Genomic DNA, 16150 nt, shown 5'->3' on the forward strand with positions numbered 1-16150 from the left:
AAAGCTAGGATAAAACCTAGCTTTTTATTTATACCAACCAAAACAGACGACTCAATGTTATATTATTTAACGTGAGCTAATGCCTGTTTAGCTAATTCTGTAATTTTATTCCAATCTTTGTTAGCAATAATTTCATCAGAAACTAACCAAGAACCGCCACAGCACGCAACGTTCTTTAATGCTAAGTAATCACGAATATTGTTAATGTTAATACCGCCAGTTGGGCAAAAACGAATATCAGGGAATGGTCCACCAATCGATTGAATCGCTTTTACACCACCAGATGCTTCAGCAGGGAAGAATTTGAAATGATCATATCCCAGATCAATGCCATCCATTAATTCTGAAATAGAAGAAATTCCAGGAATTAATGCGATATCGCCTTCATTACCCGCTTGAAGTAGATCTTTGGTTAAGCCCGGACTTATAGCAAATTTAGCACCAGCATCTGCTGAGCGTTGCAATAACTCACGATTAGTTACAGTACCGGCACCTACGATAGCTTCAGGTAGTTCTTTCGCTATCTTAGCGATAACGTCAAGTGCTGAAGGTGTACGTAAAGTAACTTCTAAAACTTTAACTTCTGCAGCTAATAAAGCTTCAGCGATAGGTAATGCATCTTCCACATTTTCAATGACTAATACAGGTACTACTGGCCCCATTGAAAATAAGTCTTTTGATGGTATTTGCCAATTTTTAGTTAACGTCATAATTCCTCTTTATTATGTTGGCGAAGATATGCCGATGCACCTAATATGCCCGGTTGTGATTCTGTAACCACAAAAGTTGGTATGCTTGAATTAAATAAGTTAAACCTACCCTTATCTTCAAACCGACTTCTAAATTCACTATTAATTAAATATTCAGTAAAGCGAGGGACGATTCCCCCTGCAATATAAACTCCGCCAAAACTAGCAAGTGTTAACGCTAAGTTTCCGGCAAAGCTACCTAAAGTTTTACAAAACTGTTCCAGTGTTTGTTGACAAATATCGCACTGTTTATTAAGTGCATTAGTTGAAATTTCTTGTGCAGACAGCTTAGGTAAATCACGTTGATGAATTTCGCATAGTGCATGATATATCTGCTCTAATCCTAATCCTGATAATATTTGTTCATAAGAAACATGATTATATTTTTTTAATAATATTTCTAAAATTGCAATTTCAGTAGCATCAACAGGGGCAAAATCTACATGTCCGCCTTCACCGCCTAACGCTTCCCAATGACTGCCTACAGGTACTACATTAGCAACACCTAAACCCGTTCCAGGACCACATATAGAAATAGGCTTACCTTGAATAACGGAACCGCCACCAACCTTGACTTTTTGTTCATCGTTCAAAAAAGGAATCGCATGTGCTATAGCAGTATAATCATTTATAAATAATAACTTTTTAAATCCAAGTATTTGTTTAAGCTCAGATTTTGAGAACTGCCACGGTAGATTAGTCATCTTGATAAGATCATTATCTACTGGACAAGCAATAGCGAAACAGGCATTAATTTCTTTAGCTACAATAGACTTTTCAACCAAAAAAGTCTGAACAATTGCACTTAGATCATCAAAGTCGTTACATTGATAAACGGTCAGTAAATCAACGTTACCTTTTTCGTTAATAACACCAATCCGAAGGTTTGTTCCTCCGATATCTGCAACAATATTAATTACTTGATCGGTCATAATATTACTCATCAAATAACGAACAAGCGCCAGTTTCAGCTGAGCTTAAATTTCTTCTCATAAAGCCAAACAGCTCACGCCCCATACCTTGATGATGACCATTTACTTGGAATTGTGCATTTTCTCTTGTTGCTAATTCCTGTTCATTAACATCAAGTGTTAACTCTCCAGTATCACCATTAAGTGTGATCATATCGCCATTTTTAATTTTCGCGATCAAGCCACCGTCTAACGCTTCGGGACATAAATGTATAGCGGCAGGTACTTTACCTGATGCACCAGACATACGACCATCGGTAACTAGTGCAACTTTAAAACCTTTATCTTGTAACACGCCTAAAGGTGGTGTTAATTTATGTAGTTCAGGCATGCCGCGTGCTTTAGGGCCTTGGAAACGAACAACGGCAATAAAATCTTTTTCAAGCTCGCCCGCTTTAAATGCAATATCTAATTCATGTTGGTCTTCAAAGACAACAGCAGGCGCTTTTATAATCAAGCTTCCATCACGTAAAGAAGAGGTTTTTATTACTGATGTACCTAAATTACCTTTTAATACTTTCAAACCACCGTCCGCTTTGAAGGGCTTTTCAGTAGTAGCAATAACTTCGGGATCACCCGATTTGTCAAAGGTATCAAGCCATATTAATTGACCATCTTTCATTTGTGGTGTTTTAGTGTACTGAGATAATCCTTTACCACAAATAGTCTCTACATCTTCATGAAGTAAGCCAGCGGCTAGTAGTTCTTTAAACAATAACGCCATACCACCTGCTTGTTGGAAGTGGTTAACATCGGCAGAGCCATTAGGATAAATACGGGTAATTAATGGTACCGCATCGGACAAGTCATTAAAGTCTTGGAAATTAATAATGATGCCAGCGGCTTTGGCGAATGCGATAATATGCATGGTAAGATTGGTTGAACCACCCGTAGCAAGTAAAGCAACAATAGCATTTACAATTGAGCGCTCATCAACCATTTTACCAACAGGCATGTAATTGCCTGATTGTTGTGTTAAACGAGTCACTTGTCTTGATGCGGCTTTAGTTAACTCTTCTCTTAATTGAGTATTAGGAGGAACAAAAGAGGCACCAGGTAAGTGTAATCCCATTATTTCGACAACTAACTGATTAGAGTTTGCTGTTCCAAAGAAAGTACAAGTACCAGCAGTATGATAAGATGCAGATTCAGCTTCTAATAACTTATCTTCACCAATTTCACCTTTTGCAAATTGCTGACGTACACGCGCTTTTTCTTTATTAGGAATACCCGATGGCATAGGTCCAGCAGGAATAAATACGGTAGGCAAGTGACCAAAAGTCATACTAGCAATCAATAAACCGGGAACAATTTTATCACATATTCCAAGCATTACTGCGCCATCGAACATGTTATGTGAAAGTGCTACGGCTGTAGACATAGCAATAACATCGCGGCTCATTAAGCTTAAGTCCATACCCGGTTGGCCTTGGGTTACCCCATCACACATAGCTGGTACTCCACCAGCAAATTGTGCTACACCACCGGTTTCACGTATAGCTTGTTTAATAATTTGAGGGTAAGTTTCATAAGGCTGATGTGCAGAAAGCATATCGTTATATGCTGACACTATTGCAACATCTGAATGATTAAGGCCACGAAGAATTTGCTTATCTTCTTTACCACATGCAGCAAAACCATGAGCTAAATTACCACATGATAAATTTGCACGATGAACAGTTTGAGATTTTTGTGCATCAATTTTAGCTAAATAAGCTGCACGTGTTTCTTTACTGCGTTCTATGATTTTATTCGTTATCGCTGTTATTTGTTTATTCATAAATTACTCCGCCCAAAACACTTGTGTATTCACGTCAGGGTCTTGTAAAAATGCCCGAATTGGCATTTCTCTTAAATCGCTATCTGCTAGAGCTTTATTTAATACCGCCTTTTTTCCAGCGCCACTAATATGTAAAAAGGTATTTTTACTTTGTTTTAAATAAATAAAACTAAAACTAATTCTTTCATGGGGTGCCGATTTAGGCATTACCCGTAATAACGGTGAAGTGCATTTAGCTAAACCTTCATCTATTTGATCACTACAAGGAAATAGTGAAGCCGTATGCCCATCTTCACCCATACCTAAAATTAACACATCAAGTGGTAACAACATCGACTTAGCCGCTATATTCAGATCCGCTAAGGTTTCTTGGGTTAATTCATCGCCTTGCTTTAAATGAAAAAATTTAGCCGCTACCGCTTTATTTTGAAGTAAATTTTCATGCACTAAACGTGTATTACTGGCTTCACTGTCAAAATCAACCCAACGTTCATCCGCTAGCGTGATTGTAATGTCACTCCATGGTAAGTCCATTTTAGACAGCGCATTAAAGAAACCTTTCGGCGTTGAACCACCAGATACTGCGATACTTGCTTTACCTTTACTCTTAACCGCTTGGGTTAATAATTCTGCTACTTGATTAGCCAAAGCTTGGTCAAGATCAGACTTTTGAGGAAACTCATTAATTTGATACATTTATTCAACCCACTGTCTATCGTCACGCGCAATAAGTGATATTGATGACACAGGCCCCCAAGAACCTGCTGGATAAGATTTAGGGGCTTCGTTACTTTCTTTCCACGCTTCTATAATGCCATCAGCCCATGTCCATGCGGCTTCTACTTCATCACGACGTACGAATAACGATTGATTACCATTGATAACCTCAAGCATTAAACGCTCATAAGCATCGACAACACGAGTATTCTTATATGTTTTTGAAAAACTAAGATCGAGCTTGTTTTCATGTATTTTCATTTGCGACGCTATACCAGGAATTTTGTTCATCATTTGTAACTCAACTCCTTCGTCAGGCTGTAACCGAATAGTTAATTTATTCGAAGGTAAATCAGCATAGCTATCACTAAAAATATTATGAGGTTGTTCTTTAAAATGAATAACTATTTCACTGTGTTTAGCCGGCATTCGTTTACCTGTTCTTAGGTAAAACGGAACACCTTTCCAACGCCAATTATCAATTTCAGCTTTAACGGCAACAAAAGTTTCGGTATTGCTGTTTTCGTTGGCACCTTCTTCATTTAAATAACCAGGTACCGCTACACCATTTAAAAATCCGTCAGCGTATTGCCCACGTACTGTTTTTTCTTTTACATTTTGACGAGTAATGGGTACTAAAGCACGTATAACTTTAAGCTTTTCATCACGAATACTATCAGCACCTAAGTCAGCAGGCGGTTCCATTGCTAATAAGGATAATATCTGTAACAAATGGTTTTGAATCATGTCTCGCATTTGGCCTGCTTCATCATAAAAGCCCCAGCGCCCTTCTATACCGACACTTTCAGCAACAGTTATCTGCACATGGTCAATACAATTTCTATCCCAGTTATTCGTAAATAATGAATTAGCAAAACGCAATACGAGTAAGTTTAGTACGGTTTCTTTACCTAAGTAATGATCAATACGATAAATTTGTTTTTCGTCAAAATATTTTGATACATGGTCATTAATAACTTTAGATGATTCAAGGCAATGGCCAATAGGTTTTTCCATAACTACGCGATCATTAGGAGTGATCAGATTTGCCGCGTTCAAGCCACTTCCAATATCGCCATATATAGCAGGAGGTGTAGAAAAATAATAAACACGAGTATCGTGACCACTTGATAAGGTATCGGCTAAGTTCTTATATGAGTCGATTTCTTTAAAGTCGAGGTTTTGATAAACCAAGCGAGACTTAAATCGCTCAATAATATCACTATCTAATCCTTCTTTTACAAAAGAAGTTAAGTTTTCCATAACAAAGGCTTCGAACTCTTCAATAGTGTGTTCTTGACGAGCAACACCGACAATATGACTTTCTGGATTTAGTAATCCTGCTAAGTCTAATTGATATAGAGCGGGTAATAATTTTCTACGTGATAAATCACCTAGAGCGCCAAAAATAACAATCTCGCTTGCAGACTGAAAATCAAAATTTTCCATAAGATAACTTCTCAAATTTTAGTATGTAATGAAACTTAACTACATTTATGCACTAATTTAGCGCGAGTTTCATTCTCAGTAAAGTACTTTTTGTAATTTTACAACATATAGTAAAACATTTTATTCTATATAATATAAGGTATTTAAAGGCATTGTATCGCAATATTCATTTGCAAAAAAATGTCGTTTTGATTTATATTAGCTCACATTATGAAATAAATTTTCATTTTTACTGTTATTACTACAGAAAATAAATTACAGTGAATAAAAGATCTAGGGCTAAAACAAATGAATATTTTAGAAAAAATTGCTAATGAACTAGACACATTTAGTAAGTCTGAGCGAAAAGTAGCTGAGGTGATTTTATCATCACCAAGTACAGTCATTCATGCAAGTATTGCTGCGCTGGCTAAACAAGCCAACATAAGTGAACCTACTGTTAATCGCTTTTGTCGCCGATTAGACACTAAAGGTTATCCCGACTTTAAATTACATTTAGCACAAAGTTTAGCGAATGGTACCCCCTATGTGAACCGCCATGTTGACGAAAATGATACCGCTGACGAATACACAGCTAAAATTTTTGAATCTACAATGGCAAACCTTGAATTAGCCCGTAAAAGTTTAGACACATCGACTATTAATCGTTCCGTTGATTTATTAACACAAGCAAATAAAATTTCATTTTTTGGTTTAGGTGCGTCAGCCGTTGTGGCTCACGATGCTCAAAATAAATTTTTCCGTTTCAATGTACCTGTCGTTTATTTTGATGACATATTAATGCAACGTATGAGTGCTATAAACAGTTGTCAAGGCGATGTTGTTGTATTGATATCCCATACGGGACGAACAAAATCTCTTGTTGAAGTAGCCAGTCTTGCTAGAGAAAACGATGCAACAGTTATTGGTATAACAACTGAGGGGACACCTTTGGCTAAGGAGTGTAATATCGTTTTATCAATTGACGTAGCCGAAGATACAGATTTATATATGCCAATGTCGTCGCGTATCGCACAATTAGCGTTAATTGACATCTTAGCAACAGGTTTTACCTTGAGACGTGGCACAAAATTCAGAGATAACTTAAAAAAAGTAAAAGACAGTTTACGTAGCTCACGTTTTGAGCGCAAAGAGTAGTATTTGTTGCTCTTAATATTTAATGATTAATAAAAAATTGTAAGGATTAAAATGCCTAGAAGAACGAAGATTGTTGCCACATTAGGGCCTGCAACAGAAGACCGTGATACTCTTAAAAAAGTACTAGCTGCTGGCGTAAATGTAGTTAGATTAAATTTTTCACATGGTTCGCCTGAAGATCACATAGCTCGTGCAACTATGGTACGTGAATTAGCAAAAGAATTAGGTATCTACGTAGGTATACTAGGTGATTTGCAAGGCCCAAAAATTCGAGTGTCTACTTTTAAAAATGGCCCAATAAAATTAGCCATTGGTGATAAATTTGAACTAGATGCCAACTTACCCAAAGGTGAAGGTTGCCAAGAAAAAGTAGGTATTGATTATAAACAACTGCCTAACGATGTTAGCAGTGGCGATATTTTGCTATTAGATGATGGACGTGTTCAGTTAAAGGTATTAAGTACTGAAGGTGCTTCTGTATTTACTGAAGTTACTGTTGGTGGTCCTTTATCAAATAATAAAGGTATCAATCGTCAAGGTGGAGGTTTAACGGCCCCGGCGTTAACCGCAAAAGATAAAGAAGATATCAAGTTAGCCGCTAAAATTGATGTTGATTTTCTAGCGGTTTCGTTTCCTCGTGATGCTGCTGATATGCGTGAAGCTCGTTTATTAGCCCGAGAAGCAAATTGTAATGCAAGTTTAGTATCAAAAATTGAACGTGCTGAAGCAGTTAACGATAATGACGTGCTTGATGGTATTATTTTAGCTTCAGATGTTGTGATGGTTGCTCGTGGTGATTTAGGTGTTGAAATTGGTGATGCTGCACTTGTTGGTAAACAAAAACATATTATAGCGCGTAGTCGTCGTTTAAACCGCGCAGTAATTACTGCAACTCAAATGATGGAAACAATGATCGAACAGCCAATGCCAACACGTGCTGAAGTCATGGATGTATCAAATGCTGTATTAGATGGTACAGATGCAGTAATGCTATCAGCAGAAACTGCAGCAGGTAAATATCCAGTAGAAACTGTAACGGCAATGGCTTCTGTTTGTGTAGGTGCTGAAACTCACCGCTCAGTAAATATCTCTAATCACAGAATGGAGCTTACATTTACTGAAATTTCTGAAACGATAGCACTATCAGCAATGTATGCTGCCAACCATTTAGACGGCGTTAAAGCAATAATATCATTAACCGAGTCAGGCCAGACATGTAAGATTATGTCGCGAATTACTTCAGGTTTACCGATTTATTCATTATCTCGTCATCAGAAAACCTTGAATAATGCCGCAATATATCGTGGTGTATACCCTATTTACTTTGACTCAACCTCATGCAGTAACGATGATTTATCTGCAAAAGTACTTGCTACAGTGATCGAAAAAGCTGATTTAGTTGAAGGAGATAAGGTTATTGTAACTCATGGTGATATGATGGAAACGGTAGGTGCTACAAACACTCTTAAAATATTGACAGTGACTAAAGCAATAGCAAAATAACTCTAGTTGTAAGTATCAATAAATTTTTATTTAAAAGGTAGCGAAAGCTACCTTTTTTGTTTTTAATCAACCTTGTTTTAGTATTTATAATGCATACTAAGTTTTAAACATAAAAGTAACGGTAAAACTACCAAGACATTTTAATGGTATAAAAGATGAAAAATATAGCAGTACTAACAAGTGGTGGAGATGCTCCAGGGATGAATGCCGCTCTTCGTGCCATAGTATTAACATGCTTACAGTATAAGTACACCATAACGGGTTATTATCACGGATATAACGGTTTAATAAATGGTGAATCAAAACAAATTCATGTTGATGACGTTAATGGTATTATTGGTCGTGGAGGTACCATTTTAAAAAGTGCTCGTTGCCCTGCTATGTTAAGTGATAATGGCATTAAACAAGCCGTATCTACATTAATGAAAGATAAAATAGACGCACTGATAGTAATTGGTGGTGACGGTTCATTCGCAGGGTTACTAGAGATAGCTAAATATTGGCAAGGCCAAGTAATTGGAATACCTGGTACGATTGATAATGATGTTGACCAAACAGACTTTACCATAGGTTTTTCAACCGCCGTTAATACCGCAATTGAAGCCATCGACAAAATTAGAGATACCGCAGATGCTTTTGAACGAGTGTTTATCGTTGAAGTAATGGGTCGTCATAGCGGATTTATAACCTTTAATGTGGGAATTGCTTCAGCTGCCGAACAAGTACTTTCGTTTGAGAACTTCGATTGTGTAAACAAAGAAACAAGACTAAACGAACTCAGTAATAGCATTAAAAATGCACAAAGTAATAGACATTCTAGTTACTTAATTGTTATTGCTGAAAATTTATGGCCTGAAGGTACAACTGAATTAGCTAAAAATTTAACCGAGCTGACGGGGATTGATTGCACTCCTTGTATTCTCGGCTATATACAAAGAGGTGGATCGCCTGTAGCAAAAGATCGCTTGCTCGCAACAAAACTTGGTGTAGCATCTGTACAAGCTTTAGCCGAAGGAAAAACGAATTTAATGATGGGCGAACAAAACAATACCGTAGTAGAAGTTCCCTTACGCCAATCAATAAATCATCAAAAAGGAGTCAGTAAAAGTTTAATTAAAGCACAAACCGATATATTGTCAGTACCTAAACAATCACAAATTTAAATCAGTTATTTACAGCTAGTTTTACTTTGTCTTTGTAACTACGGCTAACTTTTAGCTCTTTACCATTACTCATGACTAAAAAGTATTCACCGTTTAACTGACTACAAAATTTTTCGATATAATGCCGATTTACAATTGTTGAGCGGTGGCTTCTGACAAATAACTTAGGATCAAGTAACTCCTCTAATTGTTTCATTGTTTTTCTTAATATGTGTGTATTATCTTCCGTATGCACACACATATAATCGCCCGCAGCATCAATCCATAAAATATCTTTAGTTGGTACCCTACTCACTTCACTACCATCTTTAATTGCGAGTATATCTGAATAATTTGATAACGTAACAGGAAGATCAGACTCTAATTCTTCTAATATTTTTTTATAATCATTACCCGTAACATCACTGACTAAATGTACAAGCTTTGACTTATGTTCAGCATTTTTCTGGCTTTGAAGGTATTCTCTGATTTTACTTAATGATTGAGCTAATCTGTCTTCATCCACAGGTTTTAATAAGTAATCTTGGGCGTGAACGTCAAAAGCTTGAACTGCATATTGATCAAACGCCGTCACAAAAATCACCATAGGTAGGGGTAAGTTTTGATCAATAATTGTTTGCATAACTTCAAAGCCATTTTGTCCTGGCATTTGAATATCAAGAAACATTAACTCTGGTTGATGTTTCTTAATTACATCAATAGCTTCTCGACCATTACTACATTGAGCGATTATATTAATATCATCGTGCTCAGCTAAACGAACTGCTAATCCTTTACGGGCAAGCGGTTCATCATCAACAATAACTGTTGATAACGCTTTGTTCATTACTATTTTCCATTATCAAAAGGTAATCTTATGTTTACTTTAACACCATTTGGATTATTTGGGGCAATTACTAATGAAAAATTACCCGGATAAAGTGCTTGAAGACGCTCTCGGGTATTTGCTAAACCGACACCTTTTTCTCTAAAAATATTGCCCTCTATAAAGTTACCGCTAGGGCCATTATCAGCTAGTTCAATTAAGAGATCATTGCCAAATCGACTCACATTAACAGTTATCGTTCCGCCATCTTCTTGCTCTGCAATCGCATACTTAATTGAATTTTCAGCAAGTGGTTGCAAAATCATACTGGGAACCAAAGCTTGATGACAGTCAGAAGCAATATTAAACTCAATTTGCAAGCGCTCTTCAAACCGAACTTTTTCAATATCTAAATACAGCTTTAACGCATCAATTTCATGATCGAGTGTTACTCGCTTCATTGGATCTTTATCAAGGGAGTAACGTAAGAATTCACTTAGTTTGGTTACCATACCATTTGCTGTTTTATTATCTTCAACCAAAATCAATGTAGAAATAGCATTTAAGGTATTAAATAAAAAATGAGGGTTTAGCTGATAACGAAGCATTTTAAGTTGCGCCTGATGAGCTACACTATTAGCTTTTAATACATTCTGTTTTTCAGTTTGTAGCATTTGATAATACTTAGTACCAAAATACAGTACACTCCAACACAGCATTATAGAGAAAGAAAATGTTGAGTTTTTCAGGTAATGTATCAATAACTCAGGACGATACCCATGCTTATAAATTTCCCAGTAATTAATATTCTTTACAATTTGCCACAATAATCCCGTAAAGTAAGAGGCCAATAAGACAGTGAGGGCAATTTTTAATGGTGTAGAATTCCATATTTTTCGATAAAGATAGCGTAGCGGAATACTAAACATCCATCCGGCATAGGCATTTAAGAAAATGATAATAATGAATAAGTCACGTAAATCATGGAGTAAAGAACTTAGGTAATGAACAAGCACAAAGCCAAACCAACCAGCAGTATGCATTAGCCAAAATAATCTATCTTTATTCTCAATAATATTTTTCCAATTCACATAAAAAACTCAGCAATCATAGTAATGTTAATTATGGGTTATACACGTAAATAACACGATGTAATTAATCGTATCTTTTAGGCTTATTGTCTCATTTAACCTAACGATAAATTATGCAGGTAAATGTAATTTCAACCTATCAACTATACTCGTCTTATTATTATTTAAGACATCAGCTTGTTGAAACTGTTGTTTAGCTAGAATCAGCCATTTATTGTCATTTGTTCTATTAAAACGGCAAATATACCATAAAGCATTAAGAAGCAATGACTTACCAAGGTAACGCATAACCTTTTTAGTGGAAATATTAACCATTCTCTGTGCTAAGTAGACCTTGATTTGTGCAATAACCGTATCAACACTTAAATAATTAAGTAAATTATTAACAGCAATCATCATAGCAATGTCATACTCAACCTCACTATAACAACAACACTCAAAATCAATTAAAATAGGGATCTCATCTGACGCTATCCCTGTTAATGGTGAGTTTAGAAGCATATTAGTAAAATTGAAATCTCCGTGACATAAGGTTAGCTGTTGAGCTTTTATTGCATCGTCATCACTTAATAAAGAGCGTAATATTTGTTGTTGGTTTTTATTTAATGCTAATGCATTAATATAATAATCGCCGTGTGCAATAAACGAAATAGGTTTTATTTTTTTTGAAGGTATTATTAACTTTTGGAACGTTAACATTAACTCCAAAGCGATATTAAGCTTATTTTTGATTGGCAAATTTAATTTACTAAGATCATTAGCTTCAATAAAAGGAGTGACTAGCCAATGCTCATCACTATATAACAATGACGTGGTAATGGGTGATGAGGCACTGTTAAGTAATACCTCTTTTTCTATTTGGGCATATTCAGTATTATATTTATCAAAATATTTTGCATAAAATAATTGATCATTAAGGCATCTCACTTTAAAAGATTGTTGACTTAGTCCTGTAGTGATTTCTGCAACTGAAATTATTGTTCGCTGTTGAAAAAAAGGTAGCTCATCAAGTAACTTTATATTTTTGTGCATACTTAAGCTAAACAACTCGATTTTGTTGAAGAATAAAATAATTTACGCCATTTAAGGTAACCATAAGTTGCAAAAATAACAAAGAGCCCAAAAAGAAAAGCAGTAGGAATTAAGCCTTTTTCAATATAAAGATATATAGAAACAATATCTATTACGATCCAATATAACCAATTTTCTACTATTTTTTGTGCAACCAAATAAGTAGCAAACAGAGCAAACACCGTTGTATGAGCGTCCAAATAAGGAAAATGTGTTGGCGTGTAATTAGCCATAAGCCAACCAAGTCCTAAAGATAATAGGAAACAAATCATAATTGCCTTCAAGTGAAAGCTTGCTGCTAACTGCCCTACTGCTAATTGTTCTATTTCTTCGCTGTCATTTGTCTTTTTACGCCAACAAAACCAGCCATAAATTGCCATTGCAAAGTAATAAACTTGCAACAAGCTATCAGACCACAAATAAAACTCGTAAAAAATAGCGGTATATAAAACCGTACTGACAAGCGCTGCAGGCCAACACCAAATATTATTATTAGCCGCAAGAAAAACATAAAGCAGTGAAGCTATTACCGCTAGCCATTCAACTAGCGGTAAATTAGCATAATAATGGATAATGTCAGCCATTAGCTTTCTGCTTCAACTTCTGATTTATCACCTGAAATAAACTTACAAACAAAAACAGCACTACCAATAGTTTCATGCACAAGTTTAATTTCATTCATTACATGAGTTACTGCAAGATCGTATTCACCAAACACTTGTGTACTCATGCCATTGGTAACCACGTTTAAACCATCGACGCCTCGTAACTTTCGAATAAATGCCCATATATCGGTTTTAAATTTTTCTTGAGCCAATGGGTATAAACTAATTTCGATTGAAATATCCATAATGTTCCTACTTTTTAAAAGGTTTAGAATTAAAAACGATAATCAAAAGTTAAACCTAACTGTCTCGGTGCTGCAAAACGTTGATATTTTTTAGGTGCCCAGTCAATATCAGGTTCATTACCAAAGTAAAAACCACGAGTAGCCACTTTTTCGTCAGTTAAGTTTCTGCCCCATAAATACAATGACCACGCCTGTGTTTCATAGCCTATTCGTGCATTAACAGTGTCTGAGCTCTCTGATTTTTCGGAATGGCTGTCTGAAAAATAAAAACTACTTTTGCCCGACATATATGCATTAAAGAAAATGCCGAAATCACTTCGATAGGTTCCACCTAAGCTATAAGTAAATTTTGGGGCATGAGCTAATTCACGATCAGAAATATCGATACTAGAACCATATTTATCAAAATACGCATAGGTGTCATACTTAGCTCGTAAATAACCTAAAGTGGTATAAAAAGATAAGCTATTAGTCACGTCCCAAGTCAAATCCATTTCCATACCATAACTTGAAGAGCTCGTAGCGTTTGCTGTATAGATAGTAAATTGCTGTGGTTTTTCCGGATTTTGCTGTGATGCATTAACCTGCTGGTCTTTTCTATCCATATAGAAAAATGCTAAACGACTTCGCACACTATTATCAGCAAATGATGAATCAAAACCTAATTCATAATTAATTAATGTTTCTGTATCAAATTCTTTAAACTGCGCAAGTTGAGTAGGTAAACCCATGTTAAAGCCACCAGCTTTATAACCACGAGCAATTCGAACATAAGCATTATGATTATCGTTAATTGGTTTACTTACAGCGATATGTCCGCCCCACATAGTTTCACTTGGATTAAACACATCACCAATGCCGCCAGCGATCGTATGATCTTTATAGTCACTTTCGCGTTTTTCGACACGTAAACCAACAGATAATTGATATTGGTTTGATAATTGACTATCTAATTGCCCAAATACAGCAAAATTGTCTGCTTTATAGTGAGCAAATAAAGTGTCTGATGCCCAGCCATTATAGATTTCGTCTGTAATATTATCTTCTTCAAGTCGACTAATATAAACGCCTAATAACCAATCAGTACGTTGGTTAAAAATCTTATTCCCTGCTTTATTATTAAAACGAAATTCTTGCGATAATACGTCACGCTCTGCAGTTTTTGACCAGAAGTAATCATATACACAGGGTTCACCATCGCATGATTTAGTCGCCCAATATTCAGCATTAGACCAGTCTCCATCATATGAATTTTGATGATCTGTTGTCGTAAAGCTAGAAATAGCGGTTAAATCAACCCCGTTAAACCCTGTATATTCAAATTTAAGCGAACTACCTAGTGACTTTTGATTATCTACACCGGGTTCATCAGAATAGGTTGTATATCCATTATTATCTAATGTCCAAGCATCAAAGCCATTATCCATATTGGCAAATAACAACGTAAAATATATACTCAAGTCATCTGTTGCTTGCGCATTAATCTTCATTTTTCCAGTCAGTTCATCAATAGCATTTGTATCATCTCTGCCTAAAAATATATTATCGCTATAGCCATTTTGTTGGTGTTGCTCCAAACTTACACGATAATTAACTTTTGAAGATAAAGCCCCTGAACTAAAGCCAGATAATGTCATTAATTGATCATCACCAAAGCTTGTAGAAACACCATGCTCGCTGACATCTGTTGGTTGGTTCGATTGTATATAGATAAGCCCTGCTAATGCATTAGCACCAAAGCGTGTTCCTTGAGGACCTCGTAATACTTCAACTTGGTTAACATCATATAAGTTAGCTGCCATGCCCAAGCCAGATAAATCGATATCATCTATAATAAAGCCAACAGAAGAATTTGGCGCACCTTGATACTCAGAACGTTCACCTACACCACGTATTTGTAAATATTTAGGCCTTGCAGTACCTCCTGAAAAATTCACATTGGCTATGCTAGACAATACATTATCAAAATGTTGAACACTTTGATCTTTTAATTGTTGTTGATCAATGATCGCAATACTTGTGGGAGTTGAAGCTAGGGATTGTTTTTTAAAGTTTGATGTTACTGTGATCGTTTCAAGTGATTGCTCTGAAGTTTCAGCATACGATGGTAAAGAGAAAAGAGTTACAGTAATGGCAATTGCTAATGAAGATTTTTTAAACGTCATAATTATCTCAATAAGTAATAGGCATTACTGGCATAAGATAAATAAGCGTAACTATTGAGAATACAATAGAATCACTAACCATTCCTACGCCAGAATTATCCGGGTCAGGTTCAAAGAGTTTGCAAATATCACATCTCAGCCAATTACAAAGAAAACTTTATAATGGCACCCCTTGGTTCGTGCGGCATAGTATCAATATTTAATAAAATGTACAGCCTTTGTTACTAGGATTTTATCAATTAATTAGTTTTAGGTTATAACAAAGCCTATATATTAAGCATTTTTCCGAGAGGTTGCCCTCCAACAAGGTGCATATGAATATGATAAACCTCTTGGCCACCATGTTGATTACAATTCATAATCAGTCGGTAGCCGTCTTCAGCTATGCCCTCTTCTTTTGCAAGTTGCTTAGCCACCGTAAACATTCTTCCCATAATTAGTTCGTCTTCAACTTCAATATCGTTAGCCGTTGGAATTAACTTATTAGGTATGATTAATATATGTGTTTTTGCTTGTGGAGATATATCACGAAAAGCGGTCACTAATTCATCTTGAAAAAGCAAAGGAGTGGGTATTTCTTGTCTTACAATTTTAGAAAAAATGGTTTCTTCAGCCATGTGGTTAGCTCCAAATATATAAAAAAGAGTATTGATATTAGTGTAACTATTTACACCAACAATCAATACCCTTTTTGTGAAA

Annotated in this window: 15 protein-coding genes and 1 riboswitch; of the genes, 3 read left to right on the plus strand and 12 right to left on the minus strand. The window is 35.8% G+C overall.

Features of this window, described 5'->3' with window-relative positions; genetic code table 11:
* Positions 1-62: 62 nt before the first annotated feature.
* The 5 genes from IE155_RS04810 to zwf are packed head-to-tail and all read right to left on the minus strand — an operon-like array spanning position 63 to position 5666.
* Positions 63-710 (minus strand): bifunctional 4-hydroxy-2-oxoglutarate aldolase/2-dehydro-3-deoxy-phosphogluconate aldolase, encoded by a 648-nt coding sequence (locus tag IE155_RS04810; protein ID WP_189376968.1) that lies wholly within the window; start codon positions 708-710, stop codon positions 63-65.
* Positions 707-1681, minus strand: coding sequence for a glucokinase (locus IE155_RS04815; RefSeq protein ID WP_229817035.1), 975 nt, complete (start codon positions 1679-1681; stop codon positions 707-709). Before IE155_RS04815 ends, IE155_RS04810 begins: the two co-directional genes overlap by 4 nt.
* Before the next feature lie 4 nt (positions 1682-1685).
* Positions 1686-3500, minus strand: a complete 1815-nt coding sequence (gene edd / locus IE155_RS04820; protein WP_189376970.1) for a phosphogluconate dehydratase — start codon at positions 3498-3500, stop codon at positions 1686-1688.
* Between the two features lie 3 nt (positions 3501-3503).
* Positions 3504-4196, minus strand: coding sequence for a 6-phosphogluconolactonase (gene pgl, locus IE155_RS04825; protein ID WP_189376971.1), 693 nt, complete (start codon positions 4194-4196; stop codon positions 3504-3506).
* The gene (gene zwf, locus IE155_RS04830) at positions 4197-5666 is read right to left on the minus strand and encodes a glucose-6-phosphate dehydrogenase (RefSeq protein ID WP_189376972.1); all 1470 of its coding nucleotides are present in this window, start codon (positions 5664-5666) and stop codon (positions 4197-4199) included.
* A gap of 288 nt (positions 5667-5954) precedes the next feature.
* Here zwf and IE155_RS04835 point away from each other — a divergent pair, with 288 nt between their 5' ends.
* The 3 genes from IE155_RS04835 (at position 5955) to IE155_RS04845 (ending at position 9469) form a co-directional block, all read left to right on the plus strand.
* A complete protein-coding gene (locus IE155_RS04835) occupies positions 5955-6803 on the plus strand; it encodes a MurR/RpiR family transcriptional regulator (RefSeq protein ID WP_189376973.1) in 849 nt (282 codons plus the stop codon).
* A 51-nt stretch (positions 6804-6854) separates the two neighbouring features.
* Complete coding sequence (gene pyk / locus IE155_RS04840; RefSeq protein WP_189376974.1) at positions 6855-8306, plus strand: pyruvate kinase; 1452 nt, start codon at positions 6855-6857, stop codon at positions 8304-8306.
* Positions 8307-8461: 155 nt separating this feature from the next.
* A complete protein-coding gene (locus tag IE155_RS04845; protein ID WP_189376975.1) occupies positions 8462-9469 on the plus strand; it encodes a 6-phosphofructokinase in 1008 nt (335 codons plus the stop codon).
* A gap of 1 nt (position 9470) precedes the next feature.
* Here the strand turns inward: IE155_RS04845 and IE155_RS04850 are convergent, their stop codons facing one another.
* The 7 genes from IE155_RS04850 to IE155_RS04880 form a co-directional block, all read right to left on the minus strand.
* Positions 9471-10295 carry a LytR/AlgR family response regulator transcription factor gene (locus IE155_RS04850; protein ID WP_189376976.1) on the minus strand — a complete coding sequence of 275 codons (825 nt, stop codon included), beginning with the start codon at positions 10293-10295 and terminating at the stop codon, positions 9471-9473.
* Between the two features lie 2 nt (positions 10296-10297).
* Entirely contained in the window at positions 10298-11365 is a 1068-nt protein-coding gene (locus IE155_RS04855; RefSeq protein WP_229817037.1) for a sensor histidine kinase, read from the minus strand.
* Between the two features lie 111 nt (positions 11366-11476).
* Positions 11477-12397, minus strand: coding sequence for an aminoglycoside phosphotransferase family protein (locus tag IE155_RS04860; protein WP_189376977.1), 921 nt, complete (start codon positions 12395-12397; stop codon positions 11477-11479).
* Between the two features lie 2 nt (positions 12398-12399).
* Positions 12400-13020 carry a nicotinamide riboside transporter PnuC gene (gene pnuC, locus IE155_RS04865; protein WP_189376978.1) on the minus strand — a complete coding sequence of 207 codons (621 nt, stop codon included), beginning with the start codon at positions 13018-13020 and terminating at the stop codon, positions 12400-12402.
* On the minus strand, positions 13020-13286 hold the full coding sequence (locus IE155_RS04870) for a hypothetical protein (RefSeq protein ID WP_189376979.1): 267 nt from the start codon (positions 13284-13286) through the stop codon (positions 13020-13022). The genes pnuC and IE155_RS04870 overlap by 1 nt, the downstream gene beginning before the upstream one ends.
* A gap of 29 nt (positions 13287-13315) precedes the next feature.
* On the minus strand, positions 13316-15451 hold the full coding sequence (locus IE155_RS04875; protein ID WP_189376980.1) for a TonB-dependent receptor: 2136 nt from the start codon (positions 15449-15451) through the stop codon (positions 13316-13318).
* Between the two features lie 64 nt (positions 15452-15515).
* Positions 15516-15634, minus strand: a riboswitch (TPP riboswitch).
* 83 nt (positions 15635-15717) lie between these two features.
* Complete coding sequence (locus IE155_RS04880) at positions 15718-16068, minus strand: HIT domain-containing protein (protein WP_189376981.1); 351 nt, start codon at positions 16066-16068, stop codon at positions 15718-15720.
* Between the last annotated feature and the right edge of the window lie 82 nt (positions 16069-16150).

Origin of the sequence: Thalassotalea profundi, from assembly GCF_014653195.1 — a bacterium.
GTDB classification, from domain to species: Bacteria; Pseudomonadota; Gammaproteobacteria; order Enterobacterales; family Alteromonadaceae; genus Thalassotalea_B; species Thalassotalea_B profundi.